Origin of the sequence: Rhodopila globiformis, assembly GCF_002937115.1 — a bacterium.
Classification (GTDB): Bacteria; Pseudomonadota; Alphaproteobacteria; order Acetobacterales; family Acetobacteraceae; genus Rhodopila; species Rhodopila globiformis.
This window is the reverse complement of the sequence record NZ_NHRY01000221.1, coordinates 17961-35214: the sequence shown is the minus strand read 5'-3', so window position 1 is coordinate 35214 and position 17254 is coordinate 17961. Positions and strand designations below refer to the sequence as shown.

Annotated in this window: 16 protein-coding genes; 7 read left to right on the top strand and 9 right to left on the bottom strand. The window is 68.1% G+C overall.

The window, feature by feature from the left end; translation table 11 throughout:
• The first annotated feature begins 14 nt into the window (after positions 1-14).
• Complete coding sequence (trxA, locus tag CCS01_RS21050) at positions 15-347, top strand: thioredoxin TrxA (RefSeq protein WP_104520730.1); 333 nt, start codon at positions 15-17, stop codon at positions 345-347.
• A 60-nt stretch (positions 348-407) separates the two neighbouring features.
• Here trxA and CCS01_RS21045 read toward each other — a convergent pair whose 3' ends face one another.
• The 4 genes from CCS01_RS21045 to accD all read right to left on the bottom strand — a co-directional run bounded on the left by CCS01_RS21045 (position 408) and on the right by accD (position 3528).
• On the bottom strand, positions 408-674 hold the full coding sequence (locus CCS01_RS21045; RefSeq protein WP_104520729.1) for a GlsB/YeaQ/YmgE family stress response membrane protein: 267 nt from the start codon (positions 672-674) through the stop codon (positions 408-410).
• Positions 675-714: 40 nt separating this feature from the next.
• Positions 715-945, bottom strand: coding sequence for a hypothetical protein (locus CCS01_RS21040; protein WP_104520728.1), 231 nt, complete (start codon positions 943-945; stop codon positions 715-717).
• Between the two features lie 463 nt (positions 946-1408).
• Positions 1409-2665, bottom strand: coding sequence for a bifunctional folylpolyglutamate synthase/dihydrofolate synthase (locus tag CCS01_RS21035; RefSeq protein WP_104520727.1), 1257 nt, complete (start codon positions 2663-2665; stop codon positions 1409-1411).
• Positions 2662-3528, bottom strand: a complete 867-nt coding sequence (accD, locus tag CCS01_RS21030) for an acetyl-CoA carboxylase, carboxyltransferase subunit beta (protein ID WP_104520726.1) — start codon at positions 3526-3528, stop codon at positions 2662-2664. The genes CCS01_RS21035 and accD overlap by 4 nt, the downstream gene beginning before the upstream one ends.
• A gap of 282 nt (positions 3529-3810) precedes the next feature.
• Here accD and CCS01_RS21025 point away from each other — a divergent pair, with 282 nt between their 5' ends.
• Positions 3811-7029, top strand: coding sequence for a bifunctional diguanylate cyclase/phosphodiesterase (locus CCS01_RS21025; RefSeq protein ID WP_104520725.1), 3219 nt, complete (start codon positions 3811-3813; stop codon positions 7027-7029).
• A gap of 339 nt (positions 7030-7368) precedes the next feature.
• On the opposite strand, the gene trpA is transcribed toward CCS01_RS21025, so the two are convergent.
• Together trpA and trpB are read right to left on the bottom strand one after the other, a co-directional pair.
• Positions 7369-8184 carry a tryptophan synthase subunit alpha gene (gene trpA, locus CCS01_RS21020; RefSeq protein WP_104520724.1) on the bottom strand — a complete coding sequence of 272 codons (816 nt, stop codon included), beginning with the start codon at positions 8182-8184 and terminating at the stop codon, positions 7369-7371.
• A complete protein-coding gene (gene trpB, locus CCS01_RS21015; RefSeq protein WP_104520723.1) occupies positions 8181-9401 on the bottom strand; it encodes a tryptophan synthase subunit beta in 1221 nt (406 codons plus the stop codon). Before trpB ends, trpA begins: the two co-directional genes overlap by 4 nt.
• Positions 9402-9951: 550 nt before the next feature.
• On the opposite strand from trpB, the gene CCS01_RS21010 reads away from it, so the two are divergent.
• Together CCS01_RS21010 and CCS01_RS21005 are read left to right on the top strand one after the other, a co-directional pair.
• A complete protein-coding gene (locus tag CCS01_RS21010; protein WP_239992339.1) occupies positions 9952-10143 on the top strand; it encodes a YgaP family membrane protein in 192 nt (63 codons plus the stop codon).
• A 227-nt stretch (positions 10144-10370) separates the two neighbouring features.
• Positions 10371-11252, top strand: a complete 882-nt coding sequence (locus CCS01_RS21005) for a sulfurtransferase (RefSeq protein ID WP_104520722.1) — start codon at positions 10371-10373, stop codon at positions 11250-11252.
• A 72-nt stretch (positions 11253-11324) separates the two neighbouring features.
• Here the strand turns inward: CCS01_RS21005 and CCS01_RS21000 are convergent, their stop codons facing one another.
• The 3 genes from CCS01_RS21000 to CCS01_RS20985 all read right to left on the bottom strand — a co-directional run bounded on the left by CCS01_RS21000 (position 11325) and on the right by CCS01_RS20985 (position 14227).
• Positions 11325-11795: a Spy/CpxP family protein refolding chaperone gene (locus tag CCS01_RS21000; RefSeq protein WP_104520721.1), complete on the bottom strand. Its 471-nt coding sequence runs from the start codon at positions 11793-11795 to the stop codon at positions 11325-11327.
• Positions 11796-12258: 463 nt separating this feature from the next.
• On the bottom strand, positions 12259-13146 hold the full coding sequence (locus CCS01_RS20990) for a LysR family transcriptional regulator (RefSeq protein WP_104520719.1): 888 nt from the start codon (positions 13144-13146) through the stop codon (positions 12259-12261).
• 7 nt (positions 13147-13153) lie between these two features.
• Positions 13154-14227: a YeiH family protein gene (locus tag CCS01_RS20985; RefSeq protein ID WP_104520718.1), complete on the bottom strand. Its 1074-nt coding sequence runs from the start codon at positions 14225-14227 to the stop codon at positions 13154-13156.
• Positions 14228-14402: 175 nt separating this feature from the next.
• Between CCS01_RS20985 and CCS01_RS20980 the strand changes: the two genes are divergently transcribed.
• The 3 genes from CCS01_RS20980 (at position 14403) to CCS01_RS20970 (ending at position 17220) form a co-directional block, all read left to right on the top strand.
• Complete coding sequence (locus CCS01_RS20980; RefSeq protein WP_104520717.1) at positions 14403-15002, top strand: phosphatase PAP2 family protein; 600 nt, start codon at positions 14403-14405, stop codon at positions 15000-15002.
• Positions 15003-15822: 820 nt separating this feature from the next.
• Positions 15823-16362 (top strand): SH3 domain-containing protein, encoded by a 540-nt coding sequence (locus CCS01_RS34755; RefSeq protein ID WP_239992338.1) that lies wholly within the window; start codon positions 15823-15825, stop codon positions 16360-16362.
• 387 nt (positions 16363-16749) lie between these two features.
• Positions 16750-17220, top strand: coding sequence for a DNA-binding transcriptional response regulator (locus tag CCS01_RS20970; protein WP_104520716.1), 471 nt, complete (start codon positions 16750-16752; stop codon positions 17218-17220).
• Positions 17221-17254: the final 34 nt, after the last annotated feature.

Below are 17254 nucleotides of genomic sequence, written 5' to 3'. Positions count from 1 at the left end.
TGGAAGGCCTGAGAATGAGCGAGAACACGGTTGCTGTGACGGACCAGAGCTTCGACACCGATGTGGTCGAGGCGAGCAAGACCGGCCCGGTGCTGGTGGATTTCTGGGCCGAGTGGTGCGGCCCGTGCAAGATGATCGCTCCGGCGATCGAGGAACTCGCGGGTGAATTCGCCGGCAAGCTGACCGTGGCGAAGGTCGATATCGACAACAACCCGGCCTCGCCGAACCAGTTCGCGGTGCGGGGCATCCCGACGCTGATCCTGTTCAAGGACGGCAAGCCGGCGGCGACCCAGGTGGGCGCGCTGCCGAAGGGCAAGCTGAAGGAATGGATCGCCGGCAACCTGTAACGGTTGGCCGCAGGCATGAAAAACCCCGGCGCCGGGCGACCGGTGCCGGGGTTCGTCTGTTCAGTAGGTCGTCGTGCCGGAGCGGCCGGCGATCGCGTGGTAGATCACCAGCACCACGATGGAGCCGATGACTGCAACAATGATGCTGTAGATGTTGAATCCCGTGACCGGCGCGGCACCGAAGAACGAGAACAGGAAGCCGCCCACGAAGGCGCCGACGATGCCGAGCACGATGTCGAGGATAATGCCTTCCCCGGTCTTGTTGACGATCTTGCTGGCGATGAAGCCGGCGATCAGGCCGAGAATGAGCCAGGCGATGATGGACATGCCGTTTGTTCCCTCTGTTTAATGTGACGTTGCGTCTGGTCTAGCCGCGCGCCGGGATCACCGACGCCAGGGCATAGGCGATGCCGCCGGCCACCAGCATCGAGATCAACGGCTGCTGCTCGACCTGCTGGACCAGGGTTTTCCTGGCTTCCCGCGCCTGCGCGGCAACCTCGCCATAGGCTTCATGCGCATCGCCCGCCACTTGGCGGGCTTTCTCTTCAAGCATCAATGCGGTCAACGCCAGCGTGACCAGAGTGAGGAGAGACTTCATGCGTGGCTCCTTGTCTCGGCTGCCACCGGACTTGCACCGGCCGGCATCGACCTGTGCGCATAACGCGCGTGGGAGGCTTCGGATGCAGGGCGGCAGATCGGAACTGGATCAAAAATTTATCATGGGGTGTGGCAATAATTTCCCGGGCCGGTGTCTGCCGGGTCGAGGCGGGGGCGTGGCGGCGCGTACGGGGATAGCGGACCGGCGGATCAGGGTCGTCTCCCCATCGCCATGGGTGGGAGCGTTCCCTCACCATCATGACCGTTCCCGCACCGGCATGGCCCGGCGTGTCCCGGCCATCCGCCCCCCGTCGTTGAAGCGCAGATGGCCGGGACACGCCCGGCCATGACGATAGGGAGAAGCCCTTGCTCCACTGGTTCGCTTATCCTGTAAGCATAGGGACTCGGCCAGGACGAGAGAGCACGACCATGGCGGACAGCGCACGGCCGCGGTCGCCTTGCCCCTACCGGTCCAGCTTCAGGACCTCGCCCGCCAGGTACAGGCTGCCGCAGATCAGCACCCGTGCGGCGCCGCCGGTGCGTGGACTGTTCGCCAGCGCATCCGCCACGCGCGGCCCGGGGCGGGCGATGCCATTCGAGGCGGCGACGATCGCCTCCACCGGCAGCGCGGCGTGCTGGTCCGGCTCCCGCACCGCCCAAACGGACGCCACCAGCGGCAGCAGCGGCCGCAGGAACTCCGCCGAATCCTTCGCCTGCTTCATCCCCACCACCAGATGCACCGGCCGATCGGCCCAGGCGCGGAGATGCTCGGCGAGGACGAGGCCGGCGCCGGGATTGTGGCCGCCGTCGAGCCAGAGTTCCCAGTCCGGCGGCAGCAGATGCGCCAGCCGGCCGTGCAGGCGCTGCAGCCGGGCCGGCCATTCGGCGTGCGCCAGGCCCTCCGGCCGGTGCGGCAGCCGCGCCGCCCGCAGCGCGGCGATGGCGATGCCGGCGTTGTCGTGCTGGAACAGCCCGGGCAGCGACGGCGCCGGAGTCTCGAAGTTTCCCGCCGGGTCGCTGTAGGCCAGGCCAGAGCGCGTGGCGGCGATGTCCCAATCGCGGCCGCGCATCCGCACCGGCGCCCCCAGCGCGACCGCGTGGTCCAGCAGGACGCGCCGGACCTCGGGCGGCTGCGCGCCGACGATCACCGGCACGCCCGGCTTGATGATGCCGGCCTTCTCGCCGGCGATGATCTCGACCGTCGGGCCCAGCAACTCGCGGTGATCCAGCGAGATCGAGGTGATCGCGCAGGCGGCCGGCGCCTCGATGACGTTGGTGGCGTCGCCGCGGCCGCCCAGGCCGACCTCCAGGACGCAGATGTCGGCGGGCGTGGCGGCGAACAGGTCGAAGGCGGTGGCGGTGATGACCTCGAAGACGGTTATCGGCGCGCCGGCGTTGACCTGCTCGATCCGTTCCATCGCGGCGACCAGGCGGTCGTCCTCGACCAGCCTCCCGGCGATGCGGATGCGTTCGCTGAAGCTGACGAGATGCGGCGAGGTGTAGACATGCGCGCGCTGCCCCGCGGCCTCGGCCATGGCGCGGAGGAAGGCGCAGGTGCTGCCCTTGCCGTTGGTGCCGGCGACGTGGACCACCGGCGGCAGGCGCTGTTCCGGATGGCCGAGCTTCGCCAGCAGGTCGCGCAGGCGGTCCAGGCTGAGGTCGATCAGCCGCGGATGCAGTTTCTCGAGGCGGGCGGCGATCCGGTCGATGGCGTCGGTCACGCGGCCGCCGCCACCTCCGGCGGGCGCAGCAGGCCGATGACGCGGGCGAGGGTGGCTTTCATCTCGGACCGCTTGACCACCATATCGATGATGCCGTGCTGCAGCAGGTATTCGGCGCGCTGGAAGCCTTCCGGCAGGATCTCGCGCACCGTCTGCTCGATGACGCGGGCGCCGGCGAAGCCGATCATGGCGCCGGGCTCGGCGATCTGGATGTCGCCGAGCATGGCGAAGCTGGCGGTGACGCCGCCGGTGGTGGGGTCGGTCAGCACGACGATGAACGGCAGGCCGGCGTCCTTGACCAGACGGGTGGCGATGACGGTGCGCGGCATCTGCATCAGCGAGATCGCACCCTCCTGCATGCGCGCGCCGCCCGAGGCAGTGAAGACGATCAGCGGCGCCTGCTGCAGCACCGCGAGCCGGGCGGCGGCGACGATGGCATCGCCGACGGCGGCGCCCATGGAGCCGCCGATGAAGCCGAACTCCATGACCGCGACGACGGCCTTCTCGCCGCCGATGGTGCCGTGGGCGACGACGATGGCGTCATCGAGGTGGGTCTTCTCCCGCGCTTCCTTCAGGCGATCCTGGTAGCGTTTGGAATCGCGGAAGCGCAGCGGATCGGCCACCGGCTTGGGCAGTTCGATGCGGGTGTAGGAGTCCTCGTCGAAGGTCCACAGCAGGCGCTCCTCGGAGTCGGCCCGCATGTGGTGGCCGCACTGGCTGCACACCTTCAGGCTGGCTTCCAGGTCGCGGTGGAAGATCATCTGCTGACAGGCCGGGCACTGGTGCCACAGGTTGTCGGGCACCGACGACCGGGTGAACAGGGTGCGGATCTTCGGACGGACGTATTCGGTGAGCCAGCTCATGCGCGGGGAGATAGCCGGGTCGGGGCAGGGGGGCAAGGAGGGTTTGTTTCCAGCAACGAACGGCAGATATGTTTCAGGTTGCGGGGCAGATGGGCGCTGCCCGACCGGGAGTGAGCCTGACAGCAAACCGCAGGCAGGGTGGGACAGGCCGACGGCCGCGAGTCCCAACCTGTCTGCGGTCTGCTGTACCCTGGTCGGCAGCGCCGGGCCGCGGTTCTGGTTTTAATTGTCTATTAATACCTTAATGGCATTAAATAAGGTGATGTTCGTGGGGTGTGGGCGATGCCAGGGATCAACACCACAGGCGCTGACATGAGCGACCAGGCATGGCGAACCGTCCCGTCCGTCACGGCGGCCGCGGGGCCGCCATCTACGTCTTGCGGTGCCGATACAGGCGAGTGCGCGGATTGCCGGCCTGCGCCGGCCAAGCCACGGGAGGAACGAGAGTGCTGCCAGCCCATTGTGTCAGTGCTCATGGGACTCAGCCCCAGGGCACCAGCCCGGCTTCAGCCAGGGCCTCGGCGCTTCTGTTCCTTCATCGACGCCGTCGAGGAGGGGGTCCTGGTGCGGTCACCCGTCACGGGGGCTATCATCGATGCGAACCGCATTCTGTGCCGGATGTTCGGTTATACGCTGGCGGAGTTCCAGGCTCTCGACCTGGCGGACCTGATGGTGGCAGGCGTGCGGGCGGCGGAAATCCCGCTCGCGGATGCGGCGGACCCGCAAGGCGGCCCGCCTGCCCACGTCGAGTGGCTGTGCCGGGCGAAGGACGGCCGGACCTTCTTCTGCGACGTCTCGCCCTGCGTCATTACGGTGTGCGGCAAGCACGTCGAGGTCCTGACGATGCGGGACCTGACAGAGCGCAAACAACTGGACGAGGCGCTGCTACAAAGCCGGGAGCGTCTTGAACTCGCCACCGCCTCGGCCCGCATCGGCATCTGGGACTGGGATATTCCGGCAGACAGGCTGGTCTGGGACGACCGCATGTACGAGCTGTATGGGATCCGCGCGAAGGATTTCGGCGGCGCCTACGCTGACTGGCTGGCCGGCCTGCACCCGAACGACCGGGCGCAAGGCGATGCGGCGATCAAGGCGGCGATCGATGGTCCCGGGGGGTTCAACACCGAGTTCTGGGTGGTATGGCCCAACGGCGAGGTGCATGGGATCGAGGCGCATGCCCTGGTGCAGCGCGACGCCGCTGGCCGCGCCGTGCGCATGATCGGCGTCAACTGGGACATCACCGAGCGCAGCCGGGCCACCGAAACGATCCGGCTTCAGGCCGAGCAGTATGCGGCCATGGTGGCCACCACCGCCGACGGCTTCTGGCTGCACGACCAGGAGGGAAGGTTCCATACCATCAATGATGCGCTTTGCCGCATGCTCGGCTACACGCGCGGCGAACTCCTGGCACGTGGCATCCAGGATATCGAAGCCGAGGAGACGCCCGAGATGGCAAGGCGCCACATGGCGCTGATCGCTGACCTTGGCTTCGAGCGCTTCGAAAGCCGGCACCGGTGCAAGGACGGCAGCATCATCGATGTCGAGATCAGCGCGTCGTTTTGGCCGGCGCAGGGCCTGTTCCTGAGCTTCGCCCGCGACATCACCGATCGCAAGCGGGCGGAACAGGCGCTGGCGGACTCCGAGGCCCGGCTGAAGACGGTGCTGCAGGCCAATGTCGACGGCATCAGCGTCGTGGAGACGGCAACGAAGACGGTTACGTTCACCAACCAGGCGTTCTGCGACATGTTGGGCTATGGCGCGGATGAGGTGATCGGCATCTTCGTCCCGAACCTGCATCCGGCCGAGACGCTGCCTCTGCTTGAGAGCAACTTCACACGCCTGGTGCGGGGCGAGACGGTGGTGTCCGCCAACGTGCCGGCCAGGCGCAAGGACGGCTCGATCCTGTTCGCCGACATCAGCGCCGCGCCGATGACAGTGCGGGAGAAGACCTACATCGTCGCCTGCTTCCACGACGTCACCGCCCGCAAGGTGGCGGAGGAGCAGGTCGCGCGCATGGCGTGCTACGACATGCTGACGGACCTGGCGAACCGCCGCGGCTTCGTCGACGTGCTCGAGCATACGATCGTCCGGGCGCGGCGGAGCGGTTCGAGCTTTGCCGTGCTGTACCTGGATCTCGATCATTTCAAGGATGTGAACGATTCGCTTGGCCACCCGGTCGGCGATATCCTGCTGAAGGCGGTGGCCGAACGGCTGCGCGCCAGCGTACGCGCGGTGGACACGGTGGCCCGGTTCGGCGGCGACGAATTCGCCATCATCCTGAACGACATCGGCGAGCCGGCCAACGCCGCGCTGGTTTCGGATCGCATCCTTGCTGCGATCGGCGAATCGCCGCCGATGCCGAACGGCCTGGCGGCGGTCGCCGCCGGTGTCGCGGAAAAGATCGTCCAGGCGGTGACCGAGCCGATTATCATCGGCGGCAACCGGGTCTATTCGGGGGCATCGATCGGCATTGCGGTCTATGGCCGGGATGCGCCGGATGCCGAAACCATATTGTCGCAGGCGGACGTCGCGCTGTACCGCGCCAAAGCCGAGCAGCGGGGAACGTACCGGTTCTTCACCGACGGCATGGACGCCGAGGTCCATTCCCGGGTCTGCATGGGCACCGAACTGCGCGAGGCCATCGCCTCGAACCAGCTTTTCCTGGAATACCAGCCGCAGGTCGATATCGACAGCGGCCGGATCGTCGGGCTGGAGGCGCTGGTGCGCTGGCATCATCCCGTGCTGGGCCGGATTGGCCCCGACAGGTTCATCCAGGAGTCTGAGCGGAACGGCCTGATCGTGCCGCTGGGACGCTGGGTGATCCGGGAAGCCTGCCGCCAGGGCCAGGAATGGCAGGATGCCGGCATCGCGCCGCCGCTGGTCGCGGTGAACCTGTCGGGCATCCAGTTCAAGATGCCGCTGCAACTTGAGCGGGACATCGCCACGGTGGTGGCGGAGCACGGCCTGCCGCCACGGTTCCTGGAGCTGGAACTGACCGAAAGCGTACTGATGGAGGCGTCGCGGGACTACAACGACGTCCTGCTCCGCCTGCGCCAGAGCGGCCACCGCATCGCGATCGACGACTTCGGCAGCGGCTTCTCGTCGCTGGATTACCTGCGGCGCTACCCGGTGGACCGGATCAAGATCGCCCAGACGTTCATTGCGGATATCGGCATCGAGCCAGGCAACGACGCGATCGTCCGGGCGGCCCTGGGGCTGGCGCGCGAGCTTGGCATCGAGGTGGTGGTCGAGGGGGTGGAAACCGCTGCGCAGATTGCGCTGCTGAAGTCCTGGGGCGGGCGGATCGTGCAGGGGTACTATTTCGCCCGGCCGATGGGAGGGGTTGACATCGCGATCCTGTTGCGCGCCGGGAAGATTGTCCCGGGACGCATCGACCCGGTCGGAGAAGGGCTTCTGGCGACCGGCGGATTGCGGGGTGGCCGGATCGCTTCGGGCGCAAGGGGCGGCGCGGCAGGCTTGTTGTTCGGCCAGGAACCATAAGCCCGATGCGGAGCCGCTGGCTGTGCGCGGCTCTCTCGCCACCATGGGCGGGCGTGTCCTCATGCGTATCGGGATAAGCGAATTGGCGGAGGAAGGGCCTCTCCCTCACCGTCATGGCCGGGCGTGTCCCGGCCATCTGCCCTCCCACCATTGAAGCGCAGATGGCCGGGACACGCCCGGCCATGACAGTGAGAGAAAGGCCGCGGCGACAAATCCTTCTCCGCCCGCCCGCTTATCCTGATAGCGATGGGGACTGCCGCCCGGCCATGACGATCAATACATGAACCGTTCCATCTGTCCGTTCAGACGATGGCACGGTCCTCGTCTGAATCCCCCCCGCTACTTCCGTACCGCCGCCGCCAGCGCCCGGATCTGGTCCAGCACCACCTCGACCGCCCCTGGCCGCGCCTTGCCGTCCGCGTCCAGCTGCGTCGCCAGCGTCTCGATCAACGCCGAGGCTACCACCGCTGCATCGGCGATCTTCGCCGCCGTCGCCGCCTGGTCCGGAGTCCGCACGCCGAAGCCGATGGCAATCGGCAGGTCGGTCACCCGCCGGATGCGCGGGATTGCCACCTCCAGCTGCTCGGCCGTGGCCGTGCGCGTACCGGTGATGCCGGCGATGCTGACGTAATAGACGAAGCCGGAACTGCCGTTCAGCACGTGCGGCAGCCGTTCGTTGTCCGTCGTCGGCGCGATCAGGCGGATGAAGTCCAGGCCGTTCGCGCTGCTGTAGGGCAGCAGCAGATCGGCCTCCTCGGTCGGCAGATCGACGATGATCAGCCCGTCCACGCCGGCTTCGGCGGCGTCCTTGCAGAACCGCTCGGTGCCATAGGACAGGATCGGGTTCAGGTAGCCCATCAGCACAACCGGCGTCGCCGCGTCAGTGGTGCGGAAGTCCCGCACCATCTCCAGCACCTTGGCCACCTTCACCCCGGCCGCCAGCCCGCGCTTGCCGGCCGCCTGGATGATCGGCCCGTCCGCCATCGGGTCGGTGAACGGCATGCCGATCTCGATCAGGTCGGCGCCGGCTTCCGGCATGCCGCGCAGCAGCGCCATGGAGGTCGCCTCGTCGGGGTCCCACGCTTCCAGGAACGGGATCAGCGCCCCGCGCGCCTGGCGTTTCAGCTCGGCGAACCGAGCGGCGATACGGCTCACAGCTTGACCCCCAGGTGTTGGGCGACGGCGAAGATGTCCTTGTCACCCCGGCCGCAGAGGTTCATCAGAATGATCTGGTCCGGCTTCATCGTCGGCGCCAGCCTTGTGACGTAGGCTAGGGCATGCGCCGGCTCCAGCGCCGGGATGATGCCTTCGGTGCGAGTACACAGCTGGAACGCCGCCAGCGCCTCCTGGTCGGTGGCGGAGACGTATTCCACGCGCTTGATGTCGTGCAGCCAGGCGTGCTCCGGGCCGATGCCGGGGTAGTCCAGGCCGGCGCTGATGCTGTGCGCCTCCAGGATCTGGCCGTCGTCGTCCTGCAGCAGGTAGGTGCGGTTGCCGTGCAGCACGCCTGGGCGGCCGCCGGTCAGGCTGGCGGCGTGCTCGCCGGTTTCGATGCCGTGCCCGCCGGCCTCGACGCCAATCAGGCGGACCGAGGCGTCGTCCAGGAACGGATGGAACAGGCCCATGGCGTTCGAGCCGCCGCCGATGCAGGCGACCGCGGCGTCGGGCAGGCGGCCCTCGGCTTCCTGCATCTGCACCTTGGCTTCCTCGCCGATGACCGACTGGAAGTCGCGCACCATCATCGGGTACGGGTGCGGGCCGGCGACGGTGCCGATAAGATAATAAGTGTCCGCGACGTTGGCGACCCAGTCGCGCATCGCCTCGTTCATCGCGTCCTTCAGCGTGCCGGCGCCGGAGGTCACGGGCTTCACCTCGGCGCCCAGCAGCTTCATGCGGAACACGTTGGGCGCCTGCCGCTCGACGTCGACGGCGCCCATGTAGACGGTGCAGGGCAGGCCGAACAGCGCGCACATGGTGGCGGTGGCGACGCCGTGCTGGCCGGCGCCGGTCTCGGCGATGATGCGGGTCTTGCCCATGCGGCGGGCCAGCAGGATCTGGCCCATGCAGTTGTTCGCCTTGTGGCTGCCGGTGTGGTTCAACTCGTCGCGCTTGAAGTAGATCTTCGCGCCGCCGAGGTGGCGGGTCAGGCGCTCGGCGTGCCACAGCGGGCTGGGGCGGCCGACATAATGCGTCATGTAGTGCCGCAGCTCGGCGTCGAACGCCGCATCGGCCTTGGCGGCGGTGTAGGCGCGCTCGACCTCCAGGATCAGCGGCATCAGCGTTTCCGCGACGAAGCGGCCGCCGTAGTCGCCGAAGCGTCCCCGGTCGTTCGGGCCGGTGCGCAGGCTGTTGACTCCGATGGGCGTGTTCAAAACTGGCTCTCCTTGCGGATTGCGCTTCTAGAGCATGCCGGGGTTTGGTCAAGCGAGCGTGACGCGGCGCGCCGGCTTTGCCGCTGGGGTATGCCCCTGGGACGTGCCGCCGGGACGTGCCCGTTGGGACGTGCCCGTTGGGACGTGCCCGCTTGGGGGCGGCTGGCGGGCCAGCGGCAGGATCGGGAAAACGGCTGTGGAACGCGGACGGGAGCCGCGTCCGGTGCCGTTCTCTCTCCGTCGTGGCCGGGCGTGTCCCGGCCATCCACCCCCCTCCGTCGAAGCGCAGATGGCCGGGACACGCCCCGCCATGACGGGAAGGAAACGGCCATGCCTTCGGCCAGGCGAACCGGTGCCCGCGGCACCAACGCCATCGCCGGCTACACGCGGCCGCACCCGACCGAAAAGTCTGTTTGACAACAGAAATAATTGACCTCCGACAATGCGACGATACGTTTCGCAGGTACGGTCATCCTGGTCGGGCTGATGCCCGGCTGCGCCTTCAACTGATCCGGCCTACGCGCCGCGCAGGTCAAACAGGAGAACTGCGATGAATATCATGGACATCAAGGAAAAGAACATCGGCCAGACCGACCGCATGATCCGTGCCGTCGTCGGCGCCCTGCTGATCCTCTGGGCACTGGCCGGCGGCCCGCACTGGGCCTGGATCGGCATCCTGCCGCTGGTCACCGCGGGTATCTCGTTCTGCCCGGCCTACAAGCTGCTCGGCATGCACACCTGACCGGTGTCCGCCTCCGGGCGGACATCAATCAACTCTGTCCTGCGACCAATTCCAGGCAGGCCGCCGCTGTTTCAGGAGCGACTTATGCTGCATGACCGGAGCGCGATGACGCGCGAGGCGACTCTCGGGACCGGTGGTCTCGCCATCTGTACGGGCGCCGGGCCGGGCGTGATGCCTGCGGCCAAGGCGCCGGAAACCCGCCATCCGTTCGTGCCGAGGGCAGCGTGATGCGCGGCTGGCGTGACTGCGCCCGGGGCCTCCTCGCCCCGGCCGCCTTCCTGCTGGGCGCCAGCGCCGCGCATGCCGCGGAGCCGCTGGTGGAGCCGGCCTGGCTGGCGGCCCACCTGAACGATCCGCATGTCGTGGTGCTGGACCTGCGCCCGGTCGAGGCGTATCGCGCCGGGCACATCCCCGGGGCGGTATCGGCCGCCTTCGGCACGACCGCGTGGGCGGTTTCCGAGCCCAACGGCGCCGCCCGCGCCCTGCCGCCGGTGCCGCGGATTGCCGCGACCGTCGGCGCGCTCGGCGTGGGCGATGCCGACAACGTGGTGATCGTCGCCGACGGCCTCCCCGGCGCGGCCCGGGCGTACTGGACGTTCAAGGTGCTTGGCCACAACGCGGTGTCGATCCTCGACGGTGGCGAGCGGGCCTGGCACGGCGCGCCGGACACGAGGCCGGCCGCGCGGCCGGCGGCGGTGTTCACCCCACACTATACGCCGGCGGTGCGGGCGGACACGGCCGAGGTCAGCCGCGCGTCCCGCGATGGCAGTGCGGTGCTGGTGGACGCGCGGCCGTTGTCGCAATGGAACGGCAGCGTCACGCCGCCGACGCCGTTCGCGCATGGCGAGGCCGGGCATATCCCGGGGGCGGTGTCGGTGGACCAGAGCCAGGCGGTGATGCCGGACGGGCGGCTGAAGCCGCGCGAGGCATTGGCGCAGATGTTCGCCCCCGTCGGCGACAAGCCGGCGATCGCCTACTGCAACGCCGGCATCCTGAGTGCCGCCGACTGGTTCGTGATGTCGGAGATCCTGCACAAGCCCGGCACGAAGCTGTACGACGGGTCGATGTCCGCATGGTCGGCTGATCCGAGCCGGCCGGTGGTGCGGTAACACCAGTGGCCGGAAGGGCCGGCCGATAGGTGCGCGGCCCGGTCGTCCGGACCGCGCCCCGTCGTGATGACGTTACTGCGTCGATCCCTGGCCGATGGCCGGCGCCGCGCCAGGCCCCATTCCGGCACCTGGCCCCATTCCCTGGCCCATCCCCGATCCCATGCCGCGGCCCATCCCCGGGCCACGTCCCATTCCCTGGCCACGGCCCATGCCGCGTCCCGGGCCACCGAACGGCATCAGCCCGGGCAGGCTGGTGGCGGCGAGCGTCTGCTGCTCGGAGGTCAGTTGCGGCTTCAGCTTCTGGGCGGCCTCCTGCACCATGCGATGGGCCTCGTCGCGGGACTGGAACATGCTGTTCATCATCTCCTGGCGTTCCTGCCAGGTGGCGGCCTGCATCGACTCGAACATGTTGGCGTGCATGGCGCGCATCTGGTTGCCGACGGTCTCCACCACGTCGGCATAGTCCTTCCAGGCGGGCTCCTGGGCCGGCGTGATCTGCAGCCGGGTCTTCAGGGCCGCGAGGTAGCTGGCCGGATCGTTCATGCCGCGGCCAAAGCCAGGCCCACCGCCCGGACCACCGCCCAGACCACCGCCCGGACCACCGCCCGGACCACCGCCCGGACCACCGCCCGGACCACCGCCCGGACCACCGCCGGGGCCGCCCCCGGGACCACCCCGCATGCCCATCGGCTGGGCCAGGGCCGTGCCGGCCGCTATCGCACCTGTCCATCCCAGAACCAGGCGCCGATTGATCTGACGCATCATCCGTCTCCTTCGTTACGCGCTTCCATACAGGCGTGGTGACCGGCGTCCATCGGGACGGGCGCCGAAGCGCGATGCGCCATCCCTGGTTCCTGCACCTCGTTACTGGCTCGTCCGTTCCGCTGTCGATGATTGGCCCGTTGGAGGCAGCCGGGCACGCCTGATACGATCTATCAAGATATATCGCACATATAGAACAGTTCGCGGCGCCCCGTCATGCAGTGTTTGCGCGGCAGGCCTACCGTCAGCCGGGCGGCTGGCGGGCCAGGTCCAGCAGGGCGGCCGCGGCGCGCGAGCGATGCCGGTCGCCATGGCGCAGCGCGGTGAAGTGCCGTTGCGGGAAAGTAAACGGCAGTTGCACCAGGGAGCCGGACTCAAGATTCGTGCGTGCGACCAGCGCCGAAATGACGGTGGCGCCCGCCCCGGCCTCGACCGCCGCGCGCACCGCCTCGTTCGACGGCAGTTCCATCCGCACGTCCAGCGCGGCGGGATCGATGCCCTGGGCGCGCAGCGTGTCCTCGAACACCTGCCGCGTGCCAGAGCCACGCTCCCGCAGGACCCACGGCATGGCGGCCAGGTCAGCCGCGTCCAGCGCGGTGCGTCGGGCCAGGTCGTGCCCCCGTCCTGTCACCAACACCAGCGCGTCGCTGGCGACCGGAATGGGAACCAGCAGGAGGTCGCTGACGTCGCCCTCGACGAAGCCGATGTCGGCCTCGCCGTCCAGCACCGCGCGCGCCACCTGCGCGGTGTTGCCGATGACCAGCGACAGCGTCACCAGCGGCCAGGCTTCACGGAAACGGTGCATCAGCGGCGGCAGCCAGTAGCCGGCGATGGTCTGGCTGGCATGCAGCGCCAAGTGGCCGCGCCGCAGCCCCTGCAGGTCGTCCAGCACCTGCGCCGCCTGAACCAGCCGCGCCATCACCGCCCGGGCCTCCGGCAGCAGCGCCTCACCGGCCTCGGTCAGGGCGATGCCGCGGCCGACGCGGTCGAACAGCCGGGTGCCCAGGCTGGCCTCCAGCGCCGCGATCGCCGCGCTGGCCGCCGATTGCGTGACGTTCAGCGCCGCCGCGGCGCGAGTGACGTGCAGGCGCTCGGCCACGGCGACGAAGATGCGGAGTTGGTCCAGGGTCATGCCCCCGTCAATACACCAGTTTCACCAGTCCCAGGCTGAAGCCGGCGATGAAAATCCACGACGCCGCGCCCAGCGCCAACGGCCGCAGCCCGCGGGCGCGCAGCTTGCGGATGTCGGTCTCCAGCCCCATCGCCGCCAGCGCCATGGTCAACATGAAAGTGGTCGCCGGCACCAGCACGTGCTTCGCCTCCAGCGGCACCACGTGCAGGCTGTTGACGCCGATCAGGGCGATGAAGCCGAACACGAACCAGGGCAGCGGCGCCTTGGCCTGCACGCGGTCCTCGCCGCGCCGCGCCGCGCGGGCGGTGACGATCAGGCCCAGCGTCAGCACCAGCGGCGCCAGCAGCATCACCCGCGACAGCTTGGCGATGGTGCCGAACTCGCCGGCCTGCTGCCCGTCCTGGAACGCGGCGGCCACCACCTGGGCGATCTCGTGGATCGAGGCGCCGCTCCACAGCCCGAAATGCTGCGGATCGAGGTGCAGCAGCCCGGGCAGCGCCGGATAGATGAACATGGACAGCGAGCCGAACACGGTGACGCAGGCGACGGCGTAAGCGACGTCCTCGTCATGCGCGCGGGTGACGGTGTTGGTGGCGATCACCGCCGAGGCGCCGCAGATCGAGGTGCCGGCGGCGATCAACTCCGCCAGGCCGCGGTCGACGCCAATCAGCCGCCCGAGCGCCTTGGTGGCGACGAAGGTGGTCAGCAGGGTGGCGATGATGATGCCCATGCCGGTGGCGCCCACCTCCCCCACCTGCTGCGCGGTCAGTTGCAGCCCGAGCAGGATGATGGCCAGCCGCAGCACCCGCCGCATGCTGAACACCACGCCGGCATAGGCGCGCCGCGGCGTGCCGATGGTGTTGTGCAGCGTGATGCCGAGCAGGATGGCGATGATCATCGGGCTGAAATTGTTCATCCCCGGGATTCGCCGGACGCCATAGGCCGTGATGCCGACGGCGGAGGTCAACAGCAGGCCGGGCAGCAGGCCGATCAGCAGGCTCCAGAAGCGTGCCGCCCAGTGGGGATGGTGGGTGGCGTGATGCGTGGGATGGGTGGTGACGACGATCGAGGGCTGCGACATGCGGGGACTCCGGATGAGAAGGGCGCACCATCGGCCGCTCGCTTCCATTCATCCAACGCATGTATTGAGTGAATTCAATCGATATCGCTTATGATTCACGGCGGACCGGAAATCGCGGCCACGGATAAGCTCGATTTCAATTGCATTGAAGACGCGAAGTGCCTGTGATCGCACCGTGCACTTCCTGACCAATCTGGCTGATCTGGCGGTGGTTCTCCCGGCCGCCTGCGTCATTGCCGTGATGCTGGCCTTGACCGGATGGACGCGTGGCGCGTTGATCTGGCTGGTGGTGGTGATCGGCACGCTCGCCACCGTCGCCGCCCTCAAGATCGGCTTCGCTGCCTGCGGGCCGATACGAATTGGCGATGCGGTGAACAGCCCGAGCGGGCACGTCGCCGGCGGGACCGTTGTCTATGGCGGTCTGGCGGCGCTGCTGATCCGGTATGCCGGCGCCGGCCGCGGTTGGGCGTTGCTGCCGGCGCCTCTGGTCGCGGCGCTCATCGGCCTCACCCGGATCGCACTGGGCGCGCACACCGTGCCGGAGGTGGTGATCGGCGGCGTTGTCGGCTGTGCCGGCGTATTTGCCATGCTGGCGTTGGCTGACCTGCGGCCAGGCCGGTTGCGGCCGCCGCGGCTGCTCGGACCGGCTGTGCTGGTCGTCGCGGTGATGCATGGCCACCACGTGAACGGCGAGGCGCTGGTCAGGCAGGCAAGCCAACACTGGACATGGCTGACTGCTGCCTGCGGCGACCACCGCCCCGTCGCCCGGGACTGACCTGCGCCGCACCATGGTCGCGCCCCCGGTTGCTCCCGAGGTCGCGGAACCGATGGTGGAAGCGTCGGACGGTTGCCGGGCCTGTCCGATGGCTGCGTGACACGGGCATGCGATGGCCCGAAGCTCTGCCCTGGCACGGGTGGCCTGAACCGGGACAGCGTCGCGCCCCCCGGTTCTGCCGCATAAGCGCTAACTTAGGCGGCCGGGCGCGGTCACCGCCCCGTCGTCATGGCGGCCGCAGGGTCACCATCCACGCCTTGCGGTGCCGATGCCAGCAGAAGGCGTGGATGGTGGATCTTCTCGCCCACCATGACGTGGTGGAACGACCGTGCCACACGCCGCTCTAAGTTATACCAACCCGCCGAAAAATGGCTCCATCCATCGCACAGTAAGCCTCTGATATTGGCTACATCTTCGCAGTCGGGATGGGTGATTCTTTAGGCGGGTTGGTATTAGCGCTTATGCGGTTCTGCCGGGGCAGGCCCGCTTCCAGATGCGTTTCCCCCGGAAACAAGGCGGCATCCACTTGACCCGATTCGTGGCATTTGGGCACAGATAGGGAATGCGGAGCACGGGTCATAAATTGATGTCGGCGGCGGCGGCGATCGCCGGGGCGGTGGCGTTCGGTTGCGTACCTCTTATTGGTTGGCCGTCCGCCTGGGCTCAGACCGGCGCGCTTCCCGGGACCGTGCATCCGGCGCCGGAGCATCCGTCGAGGTCAGCCTCCCGGCAACCGGGGCACCACGAGGAGCATGCCGGCAGGGCGACGCCGGTCGTATCGGCGCACGGTTCGAGCCACCCGCACAAGCCGCATACCGCCGTGGCACCCCCCGCGCCAGCCAGGCCGGCCCCGGTCGAGGCGCCGCCTGCGGCTTCGCCCAGTGCCCCCTCGCCGGAGGCGGAGAAACCGCAGGATGTCGAGAAGCCCGACGGCAGCGAGGCGAAGAAGCTGCCGCGCTTCGCCTCGCTGCGTGCCGATGAAGTGAACATGCGGGCCGGGCCGGGGCGGCGCTACCGCATCAACTGGGTCTACAAGCGCCGCGACCTGCCGGTCGAGATCATGCGTGAGTATGACGTGTGGCGCTGGGTGCGCGATCCCGACGGCATCGAGGGATGGATGCAGCAGGCGACGCTGATGGGGCGCCGCACCTTCATCGTGCAGAAGGCGGACGCGACGCTGCGGGCGGAGGCCAGCGACGCCGCCGCCGCGGTGGCGATCCTCAAGCCCGGGGTCATCGGCCGGATCCGGTCCTGCGAGGCGGCCTCGGACTGGTGCAACGTGCAGGCCGGATCCTATCGCGGCTACCTGCGGCGCGAACAGTTCTGGGGTGTTTTCCCCGGCGAGGCGATCAACCCCTGATTGTGGCACCTGCGGCCGGACGGCCGAGTGGAATGGGCGCAGGGTTGGTGGAGCGGCCGAACACGAAATCAAATGGATGCCAGCGGTACGCCCGAACGAAGACGGCCAGCGGACAGGGTCGGTGGCATAACCTGGGCGTCCGCGGGCACCGGCTGGCCATGTCGGCTGCCGCTTGAGCGCACTTCACGGTTGTTCACGTAGTTTCACGGCGAAATGCCGGATCATCACGCAAAACTGCGCCTTCCGTGACTATTCTTCTATGCGCTGAGTCACCACACTGTGAGGGCTTCGCTCGAAAAATGCCGGTTCATTATCGTTCTATACTGACTATACTGTGATGGCTCGCCCTGCTCTGAGCCGGCCTCGTCCGCAGAAGGCAGAATACGCATGAACATGATCAAGTCCTCGGCCGTGCTTCGCGATCAGGGGTTCCTGAGCGTCATGACAGGTGTCAGACAGGGTGTCGTGATCGTCGTCAGCGATGATCCGGCCCTGGTTGAGGCTTTGGAACCCGTGTGCACCTTCCTGGAACTGCAGCCAGCCTGCGTCACCTCCGGGATGGACCTGCTGAGCACGCTGCGGCAACAGAAGCCAATTGCGGTGATCAGCGACCTCGACAATGAGGAACAGGATGGGTTCCACACCATGAAGGTCGTCGCCGACTACCATCGCGAACTGCCGCTGTTCATGCTGAGCGACGGCGACCCGATCCTGATGGGCGCCACCGACGCCATGCAGGAGGTCTGCGGCCTGACGAAGGTGACACAATCCACCGGGGCGCCGCTGGCGGGCGAACTTGTCTCGTTCCTGTTCAGTGCCGGCCGCCGCGCCGGATGCATGCGGTTGGTGCCGATCTGAGCCGCACTGGATCATAACAGGATACAAATGTGTT

What these genes read in the sequence shown, in the direction of transcription:
- trxA (WP_104520730.1), top strand. Translation starts at nt 15, where the DNA reads ATGAGCGAGAACACGGTTGCTGTGACGGACCAGAGCTTCGACACCGAT.
- CCS01_RS21045 (WP_104520729.1), bottom strand. Translation starts at nt 674, where the DNA reads ATGTCCATCATCGCCTGGCTCATTCTCGGCCTGATCGCCGGCTTCATC.
- CCS01_RS21040 (WP_104520728.1), bottom strand. Translation starts at nt 945, where the DNA reads ATGAAGTCTCTCCTCACTCTGGTCACGCTGGCGTTGACCGCATTGATG.
- accD (WP_104520726.1), bottom strand. Translation starts at nt 3,528, where the DNA reads ATGAGCTGGCTCACCGAATACGTCCGTCCGAAGATCCGCACCCTGTTC.
- CCS01_RS21025 (WP_104520725.1), top strand. Translation starts at nt 3,811, where the DNA reads ATGCCAGGGATCAACACCACAGGCGCTGACATGAGCGACCAGGCATGG.
- CCS01_RS21010 (WP_239992339.1), top strand. Translation starts at nt 9,952, where the DNA reads ATGAATATCATGGACATCAAGGAAAAGAACATCGGCCAGACCGACCGC.
- CCS01_RS21005 (WP_104520722.1), top strand. Translation starts at nt 10,371, where the DNA reads ATGCGCGGCTGGCGTGACTGCGCCCGGGGCCTCCTCGCCCCGGCCGCC.
- CCS01_RS21000 (WP_104520721.1), bottom strand. Translation starts at nt 11,795, where the DNA reads ATGAACGATCCGGCCAGCTACCTCGCGGCCCTGAAGACCCGGCTGCAG.
- CCS01_RS20990 (WP_104520719.1), bottom strand. Translation starts at nt 13,146, where the DNA reads ATGACCCTGGACCAACTCCGCATCTTCGTCGCCGTGGCCGAGCGCCTG.
- CCS01_RS20985 (WP_104520718.1), bottom strand. Translation starts at nt 14,227, where the DNA reads ATGTCGCAGCCCTCGATCGTCGTCACCACCCATCCCACGCATCACGCC.
- CCS01_RS20970 (WP_104520716.1), top strand. Translation starts at nt 16,750, where the DNA reads ATGAACATGATCAAGTCCTCGGCCGTGCTTCGCGATCAGGGGTTCCTG.